This is a genomic window from Chryseobacterium potabilaquae (assembly GCF_902728265.1).
GTDB classification, from domain to species: domain Bacteria; phylum Bacteroidota; class Bacteroidia; order Flavobacteriales; family Weeksellaceae; genus Chryseobacterium; species Chryseobacterium potabilaquae.
In genome coordinates this window covers 12,449-28,492 of sequence record NZ_CACVBR010000017.1, presented here as the reverse complement: position 1 = coordinate 28,492, position 16,044 = coordinate 12,449, and the positions used below count along the sequence as shown (strand labels likewise).

The 16,044-nt window shown below is 31.8% G+C and carries 19 protein-coding genes; 10 read left to right on the top strand and 9 right to left on the bottom strand.

The genetic code is table 11. The features are described 5' to 3' along the window. Nucleotides 1–21 precede the first annotated feature (21 nt). The 4 genes from CHRY9293_RS10405 to CHRY9293_RS10390 form a co-directional block, all read right to left on the bottom strand. Nucleotides 22–1,005: an SDR family oxidoreductase gene (locus tag CHRY9293_RS10405; protein WP_162032917.1), complete on the bottom strand. Its 984-nt coding sequence runs from the start codon at nt 1,003–1,005 to the stop codon at nt 22–24. Nucleotides 1,006–1,260: 255 nt separating this feature from the next. After that, nucleotides 1,261–1,998, bottom strand: coding sequence for an SDR family oxidoreductase (locus CHRY9293_RS10400; RefSeq protein WP_162032916.1), 738 nt, complete (start codon nt 1,996–1,998; stop codon nt 1,261–1,263). A 68-nt stretch (nt 1,999–2,066) separates the two neighbouring features. Beyond that, a complete protein-coding gene (locus tag CHRY9293_RS10395) occupies nt 2,067–2,651 on the bottom strand; it encodes a TetR/AcrR family transcriptional regulator (RefSeq protein WP_162032915.1) in 585 nt (194 codons plus the stop codon). A 91-nt stretch (nt 2,652–2,742) separates the two neighbouring features. Continuing rightward, on the bottom strand, nt 2,743–3,282 hold the full coding sequence (locus CHRY9293_RS10390; RefSeq protein ID WP_162032914.1) for a GNAT family N-acetyltransferase: 540 nt from the start codon (nt 3,280–3,282) through the stop codon (nt 2,743–2,745). Nucleotides 3,283–3,405: 123 nt separating this feature from the next. Between CHRY9293_RS10390 and pafA the strand changes: the two genes are divergently transcribed. After that, nucleotides 3,406–5,052 carry an alkaline phosphatase PafA gene (pafA, locus tag CHRY9293_RS10385; protein ID WP_162032913.1) on the top strand — a complete coding sequence of 549 codons (1,647 nt, stop codon included), beginning with the start codon at nt 3,406–3,408 and terminating at the stop codon, nt 5,050–5,052. A 64-nt stretch (nt 5,053–5,116) separates the two neighbouring features. Here the strand turns inward: pafA and CHRY9293_RS10380 are convergent, their stop codons facing one another. The 5 genes from CHRY9293_RS10380 to CHRY9293_RS10360 form a co-directional block, all read right to left on the bottom strand. Continuing rightward, on the bottom strand, nt 5,117–5,404 hold the full coding sequence (locus CHRY9293_RS10380; RefSeq protein WP_162032912.1) for a barstar family protein: 288 nt from the start codon (nt 5,402–5,404) through the stop codon (nt 5,117–5,119). An 88-nt stretch (nt 5,405–5,492) separates the two neighbouring features. After that, on the bottom strand, nt 5,493–5,999 hold the full coding sequence (locus CHRY9293_RS10375) for a ribonuclease domain-containing protein (protein ID WP_162032911.1): 507 nt from the start codon (nt 5,997–5,999) through the stop codon (nt 5,493–5,495). Nucleotides 6,000–6,070: 71 nt separating this feature from the next. Beyond that, the gene (gene nadE / locus CHRY9293_RS10370; protein WP_122546534.1) at nt 6,071–6,865 is read right to left on the bottom strand and encodes an NAD(+) synthase; all 795 of its coding nucleotides are present in this window, start codon (nt 6,863–6,865) and stop codon (nt 6,071–6,073) included. Between the two features lie 54 nt (nt 6,866–6,919). Continuing rightward, the gene (locus tag CHRY9293_RS10365) at nt 6,920–7,450 is read right to left on the bottom strand and encodes a GNAT family N-acetyltransferase (protein ID WP_185153211.1); all 531 of its coding nucleotides are present in this window, start codon (nt 7,448–7,450) and stop codon (nt 6,920–6,922) included. A gap of 4 nt (nt 7,451–7,454) precedes the next feature. Next, on the bottom strand, nt 7,455–8,093 hold the full coding sequence (locus CHRY9293_RS10360; RefSeq protein ID WP_228455510.1) for a leucine-rich repeat domain-containing protein: 639 nt from the start codon (nt 8,091–8,093) through the stop codon (nt 7,455–7,457). Nucleotides 8,094–8,149: 56 nt separating this feature from the next. Between CHRY9293_RS10360 and gldB the strand changes: the two genes are divergently transcribed. The 9 genes from gldB to CHRY9293_RS10315 all read left to right on the top strand — a co-directional run bounded on the left by gldB (nt 8,150) and on the right by CHRY9293_RS10315 (nt 16,026). Beyond that, complete coding sequence (gene gldB, locus CHRY9293_RS10355; protein WP_162032909.1) at nt 8,150–9,127, top strand: gliding motility lipoprotein GldB; 978 nt, start codon at nt 8,150–8,152, stop codon at nt 9,125–9,127. A gap of 137 nt (nt 9,128–9,264) precedes the next feature. Continuing rightward, nucleotides 9,265–10,167 carry an ABC transporter ATP-binding protein gene (locus CHRY9293_RS10350; protein WP_162032908.1) on the top strand — a complete coding sequence of 301 codons (903 nt, stop codon included), beginning with the start codon at nt 9,265–9,267 and terminating at the stop codon, nt 10,165–10,167. 14 nt (nt 10,168–10,181) lie between these two features. After that, the gene (locus tag CHRY9293_RS10345; RefSeq protein ID WP_162032907.1) at nt 10,182–12,398 is read left to right on the top strand and encodes a thioredoxin-like domain-containing protein; all 2,217 of its coding nucleotides are present in this window, start codon (nt 10,182–10,184) and stop codon (nt 12,396–12,398) included. A 24-nt stretch (nt 12,399–12,422) separates the two neighbouring features. Next, on the top strand, nt 12,423–12,749 hold the full coding sequence (gene gldC / locus CHRY9293_RS10340; protein ID WP_122635917.1) for a gliding motility protein GldC: 327 nt from the start codon (nt 12,423–12,425) through the stop codon (nt 12,747–12,749). A gap of 39 nt (nt 12,750–12,788) precedes the next feature. Beyond that, a complete protein-coding gene (locus CHRY9293_RS10335) occupies nt 12,789–13,928 on the top strand; it encodes a cystathionine gamma-synthase (protein ID WP_162032906.1) in 1,140 nt (379 codons plus the stop codon). A gap of 17 nt (nt 13,929–13,945) precedes the next feature. Continuing rightward, the gene (locus CHRY9293_RS10330; RefSeq protein ID WP_162032905.1) at nt 13,946–14,425 is read left to right on the top strand and encodes a nuclear transport factor 2 family protein; all 480 of its coding nucleotides are present in this window, start codon (nt 13,946–13,948) and stop codon (nt 14,423–14,425) included. An 8-nt stretch (nt 14,426–14,433) separates the two neighbouring features. Continuing rightward, on the top strand, nt 14,434–14,889 hold the full coding sequence (locus CHRY9293_RS10325) for a GNAT family N-acetyltransferase (protein WP_162032904.1): 456 nt from the start codon (nt 14,434–14,436) through the stop codon (nt 14,887–14,889). A gap of 30 nt (nt 14,890–14,919) precedes the next feature. Next, complete coding sequence (locus tag CHRY9293_RS10320) at nt 14,920–15,426, top strand: DinB family protein (RefSeq protein ID WP_162032903.1); 507 nt, start codon at nt 14,920–14,922, stop codon at nt 15,424–15,426. A 51-nt stretch (nt 15,427–15,477) separates the two neighbouring features. Continuing rightward, nucleotides 15,478–16,026: an L-threonylcarbamoyladenylate synthase gene (locus tag CHRY9293_RS10315; protein ID WP_162032902.1), complete on the top strand. Its 549-nt coding sequence runs from the start codon at nt 15,478–15,480 to the stop codon at nt 16,024–16,026. Nucleotides 16,027–16,044: the final 18 nt, after the last annotated feature.

Genomic DNA, 16,044 nt, shown 5'->3' with positions numbered 1-16,044 from the left:
CAGGAACTTCCTTTTACAAATTTATGGATTTGTCATTAAACTATCTATACTGGCAAGCAATGATTCCTCATGGTTTCTTGGATTCCATTGTAAGATCGTTTTTGCTTTTTCATTGGATATTTTTTTATAAAACTCTTTTCCAATGGGTTCCAATGTTTGAATATTTTTGGTGTATTGAGGTCTTTCTTTTTTGAATAGTTCTACAATATCATAGAAACTCATTACTCCTTCTGATGCTGCAATAAAACGTTCACCTGAAGCTTTAGGATGGAGCATAGCTTTGATATGGAGATCGACAACATCTCTTACATCTACGATATTCATTGTAAATGATGGTGTGTAATTTAAGGTTCCATTTAGGATACTTGAAACTCCCACATCCAATGAAGTAGAAGTTATATTACCAATGGCAGGACCAAAAATACCTACAGGGTTGATTACCGTTAATTCTAAACCGTTACCTTCTTTTTCAATAAATTTCCAGGCAGATTTTTCAGCAATAGTTTTTGATTTTACATAAGCAGAAATGTTGGAGCTTGTATCTGTATCAGTCCAATCCGATTCTGTGAAAACATGATCTTTAGTATTCATACTATATCCTACTGCAGCAAAAGATGAAGTCAAAACCACTCTTTTTACTCCTGCGTCACGTGACGCTTTTAAAACGCGTAGAGCCCCATCTCTAGCGGGTATAATAACCTCATTTTCATCTTCTGGATTTTGAGCGGGAAAAGGAGAAGCTAAATGGAGAACATAATCACAATCTTTTACAGCTTGATCCCAATTGTTATCACTCATAAGATCGGCTTCAATAAATGAAAGAGATGAAAAATCGGTAATTCCTTCTTTCTCCAATGCTTTTATAATGCTATCTTTTTTAGCCAATGAACGAAGCGTCGTTTTTACTTCAAATCCTTGTTGTAATAATTGTAAGATGGTATGAACGCCTAAAAATCCAGTACCTCCTGTTACTAAAACGGTTGTTTTTGTTTGTAAGTTTTTCATTTTATTTAAATATTACGATACAAAGTTGTTGATTATTTCGGTTGGATATTTTGTTGTAGAGTTCAATTTTGGTTTGTTGTGGAGTTCATTAATTGTTGAAAAATTTTAATTCTCTTATATCACTATAAAAGTTTATCAACTTTAATAGGATAGTAGTTGAAATGATACCAAGTAACATAGAAAATCTCTCACAAAATCTGTGAGAGATAAAAATAAAATATGAAAAATTAATTCCTAATCGGAAATAATAAAAACTTAATTATTAAAAGCAGTAAATGCGCCTTCTGTGGCTGCAAAGAAGTTCTTGTAAATTAATTCGGTATTTCCTACACGTATTTCATAGATGTTTTCTTTCAGACCTTTTACCAAAGCATTGGCCACTTCAGATGCGGGAATTCCATTTTCTTTACCTCCAATTTCTGCTGAAAAGTCAGTATTTACTAAAGGAGGCATTAATTCAAAGACTTTTACCTGGGTCTCTTTTGCCAATTCATATCTTAAGAGTCTTGTATGGGAATGTAATGCTGCTTTTGAGTCCGAATAGGTGGGAATATGTGAACCGGGTATAAATCCTACAATGGAAGAAACGTTGATAATTGCCGCTTCGTTTTGCTCTTTTAATAAAGGCAGAAATTTGTCTGTTAATCGCAGAGGAGCAAAATAATTGGTCGTAAATTCGGCCATGGCTTTGTTATAAATTTCCCCATCATTGGCAAGGTTGTATACATACGCATTTCCGGCATTGTTGATTAAAATATTCAAGCCTCCAAAAGTTATTTTTATTTCTTCATACAATCTGTTGATATCATTTTCGTTGGTAATATCTGCCTGAATAGGAAACACATTGTGTAAATTTTTTGCCCCAAGATCTAATTTTTCTTTATTTCTTCCTACAATAATGACTGTATTTGCAGGGCTTAATGCTTTTGCAATTTCTAAACCGATTCCTGAACCTCCGCCAGTGATCAAAATGATGTTGTTTGTAATGTTCATAATAAATGTTTAAAGTATTGGATATTAATTTTATTTTGTACTATTTAGTACAAAATTGAATAAAAAAATTATTCTAATAATCGAAGGTTCATTTCAATAAGAGAATGAAGAATGGTTGGTGAAATTTCCATTCGTCTCGTTACATGAATTCCATTCCATAAATTGGTTAAGTGCCAAGCTAAAATTTGAGCATCTTCTTTTGTTTTTAACTGTCCATTTCTTTGTGCTTTTTTAATGGCTTTCGCAAAAATCTCCTGTAAACCTTTCAATAGTTCGGCTGTTATCTTTTTAATGGCTTCATCTTTTTCAGAAAGTTGAACCAAGGCATTCCCGAGATAGCAACCTCTTTCCACATGGCAGTCTTTAGGATCAGCAAGATGCAAAAACAACTGTTTTATAAATTGTATCTGATCTTCAGAATTTTCAATGGATTGAGTCATTTTTTGGCTGAAATTTTCTGCAAATTGACAGATTGATCGAACATATAGTTCTTGCTTACCACCTTTGAAAGCTAAATAAAAGCTTCCTTTACCGATTCCCATTGCATCTAATAATTCATCGGCAGAAGCAATGTCATACCCCTTATTTCTAAAGACCTCAGTGGCTTTTTCGATTGCTTGCTGTTTGTCAAATATTTTGGGTCTACCTGCCATATGGTAATTTTATAAGACAAAGATATACAATTGTACCAAATGGTACAAAATAAAAAAATAAATATCTTTTATAGTTTTTGTCAATAAAGAGTTAAACGACATCAAAGCTCATAAATAAGGCTGTTTCTGTCGAATCATTATACAATTTAGTATTAATTCCTGTCCATCGAAATCCAGCATTTTGATAGAATTTAATAGCAGGATAATTGGTATTCTGAATTTCTAGCTCTACGATTCTGCATTGTAACTCTCTGGCTTTTTTGTTAATATTTTTGATCAATAATCTTCCTATATTCTGCCTTCTGAATTGTTCACTAATTAACATATTTTGAATAGATAAACTATTATTATCTTCTCTTATATCACAGATGGCCCAACCTATAAGTTCTTCATGATGAAAAGCTCCAAAAGAATGCCCTTTCCTAATAATTTCATTAAGCTCAAGAATATCTTGATCATGAAGATCCCAAGTTTTCAAATACGGCTGAAATTTCTCTCTAATACTAAATTCAAAAGAATTCCCCATTTCAATGGTTGAAACCATAAAAATTTTATCGGTTTTATATCCATTATGTCCCCAATTAAGAGTGGGGTTAGAAAGAAGAATTTCTAATTTTTTTATTTCAACCATGTATAAAGTTTTGTGATTTTTGTCTATAAAGTATGAAAGAAATCATTACTTCAAAATTAAATAAAATTTCACATTCCAAACATTTCAAAAGATGTAAATTTGTGTCCAATAAAAATTTATTAAATGCTTGGGAAAATTTCGATAGCAGGAGCTCTTTTTCTATCTGCCATTACGATTAATGCACAAAAAAATAAAACAACTCAACTGGAAAGGCCAAAATTAGTTGTAGGTTTGGTTGTTGATCAAATGCGATGGGATTATTTATATCGTTATTATAATAAATATGGTAATGACGGCTTTAAAAGATTGCTGAATACAGGATATTCGTTGAATAATGTTCATATCAATTATATTCCTACGGTAACAGCTTTAGGTCATACTTGTATTTATACAGGCTCTGTTCCGGCTATTCATGGAATTGCCGGAAATGATTGGACAGATAAGGAAACGGGTAAAAATGTATATTGTACAACCGATGAGAATGTACATCCTGTGGGAACAACGAGTGTTGAATCAGGAAGCCACTCTCCAAAGAACCTTTGGTCAACTACAGTGACGGATGAGCTTAGATTAGCAACCAATTTTCAAGGAAAAGTAATTGGGCTTTCATTGAAAGATAGGGCATCGATTCTTCCTGCCGGACATACTCCTAACGGTGCATTTTGGTTTGATGCGACTACGGGTAATTTTATTACAAGTAGTTGGTATATGAATGAGTTGCCACAATGGATACAATCTTTTAATTCAAAGAAAATACCGGAGAAGCTGGTAGCTGATGGTTGGAATACGTTATTGCCTATTAATCAATATACGGAAAGTTCACCAGACAATTCTTCTTGGGAAGGATTATTAGGAAGTGCGAAAACACCCACTTTTCCATATAATAATTTAGCAGCTGATTATAATGCTAAAAAAGAAAATATTCGTTATACTCCTTTTGGAAATACATTAACATTAAAACTTGCTGAAGCATCCATAGAAGGAGAAAAATTGGGTGACGATAATATTACGGATTTTTTAGCAATCAATTTAGCATCTACTGATTATGCCGGACACAAATTTGGCCCTAACTCTATTGAAGTAGAGGATGTATATTTAAGATTGGATCAAGATTTGGCTAAATTCTTTAGCTATCTCGACCTAAAAGTAGGAAAAGGACAGTACACAATTTTCTTATCTGCTGATCATGGAGGAGCTCATTCGGTGGGATTCTTAAAAGAGCATAAGATCCTCACAGGATTTTTCGGAGAAGATATGGAAAAAGAGATGAATCAAAAGCTGAAAGATAAATTTGGAACGGATAAATTAATCAATAATATTGATAATAATCAGATTTATTTCGATAGAAAATTAATGAAAGAAAATAAATTAGAGCTGGATGAAATAACTGAATTCACGATTCACGAATTAGAAAATAATCCTACGGTATTATATGCCGTATCTGTAACAGCGGTTCAAGAAGCAACCATTCCAGAGCCTATTAAGCAAAAGATTATTAATGGAATTAATAGACAACGAAGTGGTGATATTCAATTAATTTCTCATGATGGTATGTTGCCTCCTTATTCTAAAACAGGAACAACACATAGTGTTTGGAATTCATATGATTCACACATTCCATTAATTTTTATGGGATGGGGAATTCAACAGGGAGAAAGTAATAAGCCGTATAATATGACAGATATTGCTCCAACAGTTTCTTCTTTGTTAAAAATCCAGTTCCCGAGCGGAAATATTGGAAATCCGATTACAGAGGTGATAGGAAAATAGATTTATAAATTATATAAAAATACAAAAAAAGAGACTGCTCAAACAGTCTCTTTTTTTGTATATGCTAGTCTTCATCTTCATATTGTTCAAGATAATAGCTAAAACTAAAGCTGTCTAATTCTTCTTCAGCGTCTTCTAAAGTGGTCAGTAAATCTTCGAAAACTTCAAGTTGATCAACAGTCATATTAACGAATTCAAGATGTAAAGGCATTTCTAGATTTCCTGTAATGATATCATACAGAGCATCCAGATTGTCCCCAAAATGGTCAGGAAGAGAAATTTTCTCTTTGAGTTGAGTATAAAAATCATCGTAATCTCCTATCTCTGTAAAATCTATATATATTGTTTTCATTTCTTTAATTGTCAATGTTTTTGATCTGTAAGCATTTAAAAGTTGTTGTTGAATTAGGGAATCGTTCTATATCGATACGACTCGATAGTTACATTTTGGTAAAACTTTTATAATGGTTTTTAGTTAAATAAATCTCACCTTCTTTAGTAAAAATGATTCTGTCTGAATTTCTGTTTCCACAACGATAATTAATATCAGCTTCAAAATACTTTTTACCTTTTGGAAGTTGGTTTTCTCTATTTCCGAAATAATCTCCTCCAATTGCCTTTCCGGGCAATACATCACATAGATTTCCTTTTGAAGGAGTCCATCCGAGTTTTTTAGCCTCGTTTTTTGTAATGTAATAATCGGGAAGTTTATGATAAGTCTTTAGATAGCGGATGACTGTTTTTTCATTAGTTAAAGTACCAATATGTACCGTATCTGAATTTAAAGTTGTATTATTTAATTGCGATTCAGTAATCTTATATGATGGACTACTATCAAAGGATTTGTCTTTTTTATCCGTAATAAAATGATTATAAATATACATTACAGACATTCCGAAGAGAAGTCCCAGACAAATAAAAAATAGGGATCTTATTTTACCATTCATATTTTTTCAATAATTATGAGGTTAATTTCTTATGTCAAATATCAATTATAAAAGGAGGGTGGTTCACTTTATTATCCTTCTCGCCATTCTTCAGGGATATCACAAATCGGGATAGGAGTCATTTTATGTTTTGCTGCCTTATGCATTCGGTCGAAAATCATAAAAACTTCTTTATCGCGACCTTTATAATCTTCTGCTGTTTTGGTATCGTAGTCTTTTTGAATTTTTTCAAGTTCAGGATAAGTGGCTCCTATTTGATCTTCATCCGTTCTATCCGCATCCCAAAGCCCATCCGTAGGAATAGCATTTTGAATACTTTCGATAAGATTTAACGCTTTTGCTAATGCATACACTTCTGTTTTATAGAGATCTGCAATAGGAGATACATCAACACCTCCGTCTCCATATTTTGTATAAAAACCAATCCCAAAATCTTCCACCTTATTTCCTGTACCACAAACCAATAAACCATGAAGCTGACCAAAGTAGTATAATGTGAGCATTCTGAAGCGTGATCGGGTATTGGCAAGAGCTAGATTATTACTCCATCTTCCTTCTACATGATCCTGAACAGTATTTTCAAAGGATTCAAAAACAGGAGTAAGGTTAATTGTTTCTCCTTGCACATTGGGAAATTTTCTTTTTAGATCTTCAATATGATCTTGAGCACGATTGACTTGATCTTCTTTTTGGCGGATGGGCATTTCGAGAAGCAAAACTTCAAGCCCGGTCATGGCACAAAGTGTAGAAACAACACCGGAATCAACACCTCCTGAAACGCCAATTACATATCCTTTCACATTGGCTTTTACAGCATACTCTTTTAACCAATTGACAATGTGATCTATTACTTTTTGTGTCTGCATTATTTATTTTTTACTATTTCAAGTTTTATAATATTATATGATGTTGAAGGGGTTTTATGAACTGAAATATTTTTGAGCATTTAGTTCATACCAGAAACATATTCCATCAGGTTCGGTAAACTCACTGGTTTTAAGGAAGCCTAATTTGTTTAGAATACAATTAGAGCTCATATTTTCAGCATGCGCATGAGCATAAATTGTATCAATGGGTAAGGTCTTAAATCCAAAATTAAGAGAGGCAATTGCCGACTCTAAAGCATATCCTTTTCCCCAAAACTCGGGAAGAAATCGATATCCAAGATCATACACCTGGCTGTATCCATTGATTTCGTCTGTTAATAATTTTAATCCGCTCCAACCAATTAATAAATCACTGTTTTTTTCAATGACAGCAAGTCTTCCCACTCCATTATCTATGTATTGTTGCTGTATCATATCAATAACTTTTAGAGAATCTTTGATATCAGTTAATGGAGGCATTCCAATGTATTTCATGACTTCTGAATTCGAATCTAATAGAAATAGTCGTTCTACATCAGTTTTTTCGAATTTTCTCAAAATCAATCTTTCAGTTTCTAGTTGCATATTTTTATTGTTGTTGAAATCCAAAAATGGTTATATCTGTTTTTGTTCCTTTTTTTATATCAGTTTCTTTCAGTGGATTTCCTTTTACGTTTAATGATTGGAGTTTATTATTTTTTGAAATATCTAGCTTTTGAACTTGATTATGTTCAATATTCAAATCTTGAAGTGTGGTTAATAAATTAGTGTCAATAGCTTTTAATTGATTAAAAGGGATAGTAAGCTGCTTGATCTTTGGAATGTCTTTGAATGAAGCATTCACAATTTTATTATTATCAAGATATAGAGAAGTGAGTGAGGGAAGGTTTTCTGCTTTGAATGCTACAGTTTTACAATTTGTACATGAAAATAGTTCTAATGCTTTGAGGTTTTTTAATTCTATAAAGAGGATCATATTACTGTCCATTAAAACCATTTTTGCATTCTTAAAGTGGACAAGATCTTCTACAGATTCAATATTTTTTCCTGTTAGAAATAAATTTTGTACGTTGTCGGCTTCAGATTGGTCAATTTTTCGATCTTTATTGGTGTCGAAGTTTTCTATAACGGCTTTTTCAAAATTTTTATCCTTGAAACTAAGTCCTTGGGCATTTGAAAAAGCAACGATCACAAGGGAACTGAGAATTGTTAATATTTTCTTTTTCATCATTATATTCTGTTTAAATCGTTATTTTTGTAAACTTAAATTCTATGGTAAAAATAATGAAGATTTTTAGAATTATTACACTTTCCTTAATTTTAGTTTTGGTTTTGGACTCCTGTAAAAGAGAAAACCAAAATCGATGGAACGTAGAAATCAAAACCCCAACGGAGAAAGTAGAAATCAAGGATATTTCAAGCGCATTTTATAATCCCAATATCTCTTTAGAGAAATTTCAAACTGATTTTCCATGGTTTCAAGGGACTGTTTCTGATGAAGATTTTGTTAAAAGAAGAACCGACTCTGAAGAAATCAAAATATATAAAGAAGCTATAGGAAAAATAGATCAAAATAAATTACAGAAAGATCTTCAAGATCTATTTTCGCATATAAAATATTATTTTCCATCATTTAATAGCCCGAAAGTATATGTATTCTCATCGGCATTACAAATGGTTCAAGATCCGATTTTTTATGATCCTAAAGGCAATCTTTTATTTATTGATGTCACAGGTTTTATGGGAGATGGAAATTCAAATTATAAAGGGTTAGAATTATATTTTCAAAAATCAATGAACCCGAATAATATAGTACCAAAAGTTTCACAGATTTTTGCTGAAAAAGCCATAATGTCTTCTCCTGACCACCAGAAATTTCTTGATCAGTTAATTCTTAATGGAAAAATAATGATCCTTCAGGATGCTTTCCTTCCCAACTATCCTGAGTATCTTAAAATGAACTATACCCAAAAGCAATACGAGTGGTCTGTAGCCAATGAAGCTAATATTTGGAATTATTTTGTAGAAAGCAATTTAATCTTCAGTGATGATGCAAGATTAGTAGAGCGGTTCATCTCACCAGGTCCTTTTTCTAAATTTTATACTGATATTGATAATGAATCATCACCTATGGTAGGAACATTTATTGGTTGGCAGATTTGTAAAAAATATTTACAGAAACAAACTGATAAAAAGTTAATTGATTTTCTTAAAATGGATGCCACTACCATTTTCAACGAATCGGCTTATAAACCTAAATAACTATAACGTATATTAATAGATGTAAAGACCTTTCAATATTTTGTAAGGTCTTTTTTATCAGATGCTATGTAGAAGTATTACTACTTTGTATTTATAACACTTACTAAATCATATCTTTGCGAAGAAAAATTACATGTATGGAAAAAATAATTGAAATACAGGATCTTAATTTTGGATTTTCAAAAAACAAGCCTATTCTTAAAAATATTAATCTCTCAGTACCTAGAGGAAGTATTTTTGGTTTCTTAGGAGCTAATGGAGCAGGGAAGTCTACCACAATGAAAATGCTTATTGGAGCCATTCCTGATGAAAAAAATTGCATTAAAATTTTTAATCAAAGTGTATCCAACCTTTATCCTGAAGGGTTTCATCGAATTGGGAGTCTTATAGATGTCGCAGCTTTTTATGATCATTTATCAGGTTGGGAGAATATTTTGGCCATGTCTAAGTTGAGAGAACTTCCCGAATCAGAATGTGAAAGGGTTTTGCATCTTGTAGATATGTGGGAAAACCGACATGTGAAAATGAAAAAATGTTCTTTAGGAATGAAGCAGAGGATAGCAATTGCCATAACATTGCTTGGAAACCCTGATTTACTTATACTGGATGAACCCGTAAACGGTCTTGATCCCAATGGGATGATGGAAATTCGCGAATTGCTCATTAAATTGAATAAAGAACAAGGTGTCACTATATTTATTTCCAGTCACCTGTTACAGGAAATTGAGAAGATGATCACACATCTTGCCATTATTTCTCATGGTGAAATAAAATTTTCCGGAAGTGTAAAAGATCTTACTACGCTTTATAAACATACGCGAATGAGAATAGGAATTAATAATGCGGAACATTATATTAAAGAAATTCCTGAAAAAAATTCTCCCAATCAAATTGACGAAAATACATTGGAAATTGTGGTTGAGTCTAAGGAGGAAATTATTACTCTTGTGAAAAAAATGGTGATGGCTGGCGCCGAAATTTTTGAATTAAAAAGCAGTTTGGGCTTTGAAGAATGGTTTATGGATATTATAAAAAATTAGAAAACACATCAAAGATGAATAAATTAATGATAACAATAAGTGTTGAATGGCAGAAAATAAGGAAATTGGAGCTCACGTATGTGGCACTTATTTTAGGGGCTATAATTCCCATTGTAAAATTTGTACCCTCTTTATTTCAGGATGTTACGGTAGTAGAAGGTGAAATTTCTTATTCAATTTTTGAATCTTCCATTTCACAAAATATAGGAAACTTTGTATTATTTATATTGTTTATCTATATAATTATTGCAGCAAGCAGAATTGCACAGGTCGATCATAAAAATAACTGTTGGCAATTGATAGAAACTCAACCCGTCAGTAGATTTCAAATATATACTGCAAAATATGTCATCTTATTATTTTTAAGTTTATGGTGTATCACATCCTATTTTATTTCTAATATGATGTTTTCTTTACTGGATTATTTTGTGCATCCTGATCCTGCAAAAATGGTAAGTATAGATATAATTTGGATGTTAAAAACATACTTAAAGGTCTTTGTTACTATTTTAGGTATTGCAGCTTTACAATTGTGCCTTGCTGTTATTCTTTCGGGTTTTCTTTGGTCTTTTTTGATAGGAATCCTAGGACTCATTCTGAATCTGTATTTCCTGAATGCCGGAGAAAATTTTTTATACTCTCCCTACAACTCATTATCATTGTTTAAAGCATCAGGTGATATAAGGGGGCTAGAGCATTTTATTTCTTTTTCTGAACATGTAAGTCTTTTTTGGACTATCGTTTTTTTAGTATTAGGATATTTTTGGTATAGTAGAAAAGGTTTTAAAAATGCTTTTATGAAAAATAAAAGTAAAATTTTAGTTTCTGTCGTGAGTTTGGCCATTTTTTCAGGAATATTTTTTATTTTAAAAAAGCCCAAATCATATACTAGTAAAGGAGTAGGGGTAACCGTTAAAGGCTCAATTAAAGCAACTTTTGCAGTGGATTCAATGCATATATATTCGGAAGAATTTCATAAAAAATTGGGTGTAGTTCCTATAAAGAATAATCAATTTAGTTGGACGACTTTAGAAAAACTTCCTTTGGATAATTATATTTTAGAGTTTGGGGGTAAAAAACTTTCTATTTTTATGGGAAATGGTGACGTTGTTGATTTAAATATTCAATGGAATGAAACTAAGCAGAAGATTTTTTTGAAATCGAATAGAAAAGCGGAAGCGTTTTATCAGGCTAAATTGGAGTATGATAATGGACTAGAAAGTTTTGGATTTAATTTTTATTCCGTTTTAGATAGAGAAAATCCAACGAATGATCCTACGGAATTTTATAAGGTAGCCCAAGAAGATTGGACAGATAATCTAAAAAAAATTGATCATTATATAGATCCTGAAAATGAAGGACTTTCTGATGAGTATAAAGAATATAGAAAACAATTATTGGCTATTAGATATCTGGCAGAAATTGATAAGTATAAGAAATTATCACCTCTTAGTACTACGGATAAAGTAGACTCTAAGGAGTTTGTAGATGAACTCAATAAATACGCGCAAAAGCCTGGAAGGCTATTGAGTAAAGATGATATATATCTTCAGTATAGACTTGATCAACTCCTTACAGCGAAGGAATCTGTTTCTAATAGGGATAGTATACTTTTTGTAAAATTGGATCACCTCCCGAAAGGAGTAGATAAAGATCGTCTGTTGACCAAACATTTAGGACAAAATATTGAATTAAAAACAGATAGTGCTTCAAGGAATCATATTTTTACCTCTCAAATCAATAAAATAGAGAATAAAGATTATAAGAATATGCTCTATTCTAGATTAAAACAAATTAATTTATCTCAAAAAGGAGCACCATTTCCTGATCTCCTTCTTATGGATGAAACAGGAAACGAAGTAAAATTATCTAAGTATAAAGATAAATATGTTGTCATAGATTTATGGGCAACTTGGTGCAGCCCTTGTAGAAAAGTGAGACCTATTTTTGATACAAGAAGTTTTCAATATGCATACAATAGGGAAATTCAATTTATTTCTATAAGTATAGATGAAAATAAATCGAAATGGATAAATTATCTCAAAACAACACCTTCTCATATTCCGCAATATTGGTTGCCTAATGCTGAAAAGTTTATGAATCAATATAAAATAGAAGGGATTCCAAGATTTATGATTATAGATCCAAAAGGTAAAATATTTAATCTTAATACTCCTTTTCCAAGTGATGATAATTTCGTAGATATTTTAGATAAGCTAAAGAAGTATTAACTTAGCAAAAAATTTAATATAGATATGCGCAAAACTCAAATAACGATAGATGTTGAACTTGATGAAAATCACATTCCGGAAACCATAACATGGAATGCACAGGATGGAGGAGTTGATAAAGAAGATACGAAAGCAACAATGATTTCTGTTTGGGATGAAAAAGCAATGGAAGCTTTGAGAATTGATCTTTGGACAAAGGAAATGCCCGTTGATCAGATGAAAATGTTTATCCATCAGATTATTATTTCTTTAGGAAGTACTTACCAAAGAGCAACAGGTGAAGAAGATGTAGCACAATGGATTGAACAAATGGCTGAAGAGTTTGCTATCAAGTCTGCCATTAAAATGTAACATTAGGGGTAAACAGTAATATTATAAATTACAAAAATTATGAATTTTAATACAAAAGTTATTCACGGAGGACAACATCATGAATCTACAACAGGATCTGTTAATGTTCCCGTATTTTTAACATCTACATTTGCACAAAAAAGCCCGGGAATACATTCAGGATATGAATATTCAAGAGCTGCCAACCCCACGAGACAAGCTTTGGAAGATTCTTTAGCCAGTATTGAAAATGGGGCAAGAGGATTGGCTTTTGGTTCTGGTCTTGCTGCTATTGACTGTGTGTTGAAACTCTTAAATCCGGGTGATGAGGTAATCGCAGTGGATGATCTATACGGAGGAACGTATAGAATGTTTACAAGATTGTTTGAAAAATATCAGTTGAAGTTTACTTTTGTGAATTTTGATGATGTTTCTCAAATTTCAAAAGTTATTACAGATAAAACAAAGTTAATTTGGATTGAAACGCCTACTAATCCATTGATGAAATTAGTAGATATCAAAGCTGTGGTAGAAATGGCAAAAGGAAAAGATATTCTTGTGGCGGTAGATAATACATTTGCAACACCTTATATCCAAAGACCCATTGATTTAGGAGTTGATATTGTAATGCACTCAGCCACAAAATATTTAGGAGGTCATTCTGATGTAATTGCGGGAGCTTTAGTAGCTAAAGATATTGAATTAGGAGAAAAATTACATTTTATTCAATTTGCGAGTGGAGGTATTTTAGGACCTCATGATTCTTATTTAGTTTTAAGAGGAATTAAAACATTAGCATTAAGAATGCAAAGGCATTCCGATAATGGATTGGCGGTAGCCAAGTATTTAGAGAAACATCCGGCAGTAGAAAAAGTAATTTATCCGGGGTTAGAATCTCATCCACAATATGATTTGGCAAAATCTCAGATGAAAGAAGCAGGAGGAATGGTTTCATTCACTTTTAAATCAGGTAAGAAAGAAGATGCAATCAAGTTTTTGGAGAGACTAAAAGTGTTCACTTTAGCAGAATCTTTAGGAGGAGTAGAGTCATTAGCGAATCATCCAGCTTTAATGACGCATGCCTCTATTCCTGCTGAAAAACGTGCTGAATTAGGAATTACAGATGATTTGGTGCGTTTAAGTGTAGGAATTGAAGATGCAGAAGATCTTATCGCGGATTTGGAAAAAGCTTTTTCTTAAATTTAAAATAAAGCATAATGAGAAAGTTTCGAATTGTACTGTTTTTTAGTTTTTTTTGTCACGTGGTATTTTCTCAAATAAAAACAACGGATGAACTTTATAAAACGTCCAAAAAATTGGATAGTTTACTATTCGATATTGGATTTAACCAATGCAATCTTTCTCATTATGATTCTATAGTAAGTGACGATCTTGAATTTTACCATGATAAAGGTGGAATTACCTTAGGCAAAGAAGCTTTTACGGCTTCCATTAAAAATAATATTTGTGGAGGACCTAATATAGTAAAACGTGAATTGGTTCCTAACAGTATGAAAGTATTTCCTATGTATAGGAATAATGTATTCTATTCGTTTATACAGGAAGGAGAACATGATTTTTATGAGTTTTATAATGAAAAATGGAATAAAGGAAGTCGTGCAAAATTTACTGTTTTATGGTTATTGGAAAATAAACAATGGAAAATGAAGCGGGTATTTAGCTATGATCATCACTGAAATTAACTATGAAAAATATAAGAAAAGCAACTCTACAAGATTTACCTCAATTAGCAGAATTATTTGATCAATACAGGATTTTTTATCATAAAGAATCTGATATTTCTTCAGCAAGAAATTTTTTACAACAAAGAATTGAAAATAAAGATTCTGAAATTTTTGTTGCTGAGATCGAAGGGGTATTGGTTGGATTTACCCAGTTATATCCAATATTTTCTTCAACAAGAATGAAAAGATATTGGTTGCTAAATGACTTATACATAAATGATCATTACAGAGGGAAAGGATATTCGAAAGATTTGATAGAAAAGACAAAAGAAATGTGTAAATCAACCCATGCTTGCGGAATTTTATTGGAAACAGGAAAAAAGAATGATATCGGAAATATATTATATCCTTCTTGTGGTTTCGAATTGTATGATTCTGTAAACTTTTATGAATGGACAAATTCGGAGAAAGATTAAATTAACATTATTTATTAGCTGTATATTGTAATGACAGATTTTCAAAAATATATTCAAAGATATTTAGATAACATACCTTCTACGAATTGGTTGGAAGAGTTGGCCAAATCCAAAGAAAAAACAATTGAAATTTATTCGAATCTTTTAGAAGAGCAAGCTCATTTTGCCTATGATACAGGAAAATGGACGTTAAAAGAGTTGCTTTTACACTTATCCGATACAGAAAGAGTATTTCAATATCGTATTTTGGCTTTTGCCAGGGGCGATAAAAATGAATTACCTGGTTTTGATGAAGAGAATTATGCTAAAAATTCCTTTGCTAATGAAAGAACTTTACAAACTTTGTTAGAGGAATATCAATGGGTCAGAAAGTCCTCTCAAATTTTATTGGAAACAATGGATAAATCAGCTTTAAACAACATGGGAATGGCCAATGGAAATAGGATTTCTGTGGAAACTATTGGTAAACTTATTGTTGGACATAATTACCATCATTTAAATATTATTAAAGAAAGATATTTATCCAAATTATTATAAGAATTTAATAGTAAATTAGTTTATTAAAATCTAAACGATCTATAATATAAAATGCAGAGTATTATCGAAATATTAAAAGCGGGAGGGACAATTTTGTATCCGACAGATACCATATGGGGAATTGGATGTGATGCAACGAATGTAGAAGCAATTCATAAAATTTTTGATATTAAAAAACGTGAAAAAAATAAGTCTATGATTATTTTGGTTGAATCTGAGAAACGTCTCCAAGAGTTGGTGGATGTTCCAGAATTGGCTTGGGAAATTATTGATTTAAGTGAAAAACCAGTAACCATTGTATATGAAAATCCTAGGGGATTACCCAAAGAATTATTGGCTGATGATGGAAGTATTGGAATTCGTCTTGTAAAAAGCGATTTCTGTAAAAAATTAATTACAAAGTTGAATAAACCTTTAGTGTCTACCTCTGCCAATTTTAGTGGAGATAAGAGTCCTTTAAGATTTGGGGATATTTCTCCTAAAATTGTGGATTTGGTGGATTATGCAGTAGAAGAAGACCGCGAAAAAGTATCAAAATATTCCGGGTCCTCAGTAATCAAAATTTGGAGTGACAACAGAATAAAAGTTCTTCGCGAGTAAAGGTCCACAAGCTTGCAA

Excerpts from the sequence above, each read along its gene's own strand:
- CHRY9293_RS10405 (WP_162032917.1), bottom strand. The coding sequence starts at position 1,005 with ATGAAAAACTTACAAACAAAAACAACCGTTTTAGTAACAGGAGGTACT.
- CHRY9293_RS10400 (WP_162032916.1), bottom strand. The coding sequence starts at position 1,998 with ATGAACATTACAAACAACATCATTTTGATCACTGGCGGAGGTTCAGGA.
- CHRY9293_RS10395 (WP_162032915.1), bottom strand. The coding sequence starts at position 2,651 with ATGGCAGGTAGACCCAAAATATTTGACAAACAGCAAGCAATCGAAAAA.
- CHRY9293_RS10390 (WP_162032914.1), bottom strand. The coding sequence starts at position 3,282 with ATGGTTGAAATAAAAAAATTAGAAATTCTTCTTTCTAACCCCACTCTT.
- pafA (WP_162032913.1), top strand. The coding sequence starts at position 3,406 with ATGCTTGGGAAAATTTCGATAGCAGGAGCTCTTTTTCTATCTGCCATT.
- CHRY9293_RS10380 (WP_162032912.1), bottom strand. The coding sequence starts at position 5,404 with ATGAAAACAATATATATAGATTTTACAGAGATAGGAGATTACGATGAT.
- CHRY9293_RS10375 (WP_162032911.1), bottom strand. The coding sequence starts at position 5,999 with ATGAATGGTAAAATAAGATCCCTATTTTTTATTTGTCTGGGACTTCTC.
- nadE (WP_122546534.1), bottom strand. The coding sequence starts at position 6,865 with ATGCAGACACAAAAAGTAATAGATCACATTGTCAATTGGTTAAAAGAG.
- CHRY9293_RS10365 (WP_185153211.1), bottom strand. The coding sequence starts at position 7,450 with ATGCAACTAGAAACTGAAAGATTGATTTTGAGAAAATTCGAAAAAACT.
- CHRY9293_RS10360 (WP_228455510.1), bottom strand. The coding sequence starts at position 8,093 with ATGAAAAAGAAAATATTAACAATTCTCAGTTCCCTTGTGATCGTTGCT.
- gldB (WP_162032909.1), top strand. The coding sequence starts at position 8,150 with ATGAAGATTTTTAGAATTATTACACTTTCCTTAATTTTAGTTTTGGTT.
- CHRY9293_RS10350 (WP_162032908.1), top strand. The coding sequence starts at position 9,265 with ATGGAAAAAATAATTGAAATACAGGATCTTAATTTTGGATTTTCAAAA.
- CHRY9293_RS10345 (WP_162032907.1), top strand. The coding sequence starts at position 10,182 with ATGAATAAATTAATGATAACAATAAGTGTTGAATGGCAGAAAATAAGG.
- gldC (WP_122635917.1), top strand. The coding sequence starts at position 12,423 with ATGCGCAAAACTCAAATAACGATAGATGTTGAACTTGATGAAAATCAC.
- CHRY9293_RS10335 (WP_162032906.1), top strand. The coding sequence starts at position 12,789 with ATGAATTTTAATACAAAAGTTATTCACGGAGGACAACATCATGAATCT.
- CHRY9293_RS10330 (WP_162032905.1), top strand. The coding sequence starts at position 13,946 with ATGAGAAAGTTTCGAATTGTACTGTTTTTTAGTTTTTTTTGTCACGTG.
- CHRY9293_RS10325 (WP_162032904.1), top strand. The coding sequence starts at position 14,434 with ATGAAAAATATAAGAAAAGCAACTCTACAAGATTTACCTCAATTAGCA.
- CHRY9293_RS10320 (WP_162032903.1), top strand. The coding sequence starts at position 14,920 with ATGACAGATTTTCAAAAATATATTCAAAGATATTTAGATAACATACCT.
- CHRY9293_RS10315 (WP_162032902.1), top strand. The coding sequence starts at position 15,478 with ATGCAGAGTATTATCGAAATATTAAAAGCGGGAGGGACAATTTTGTAT.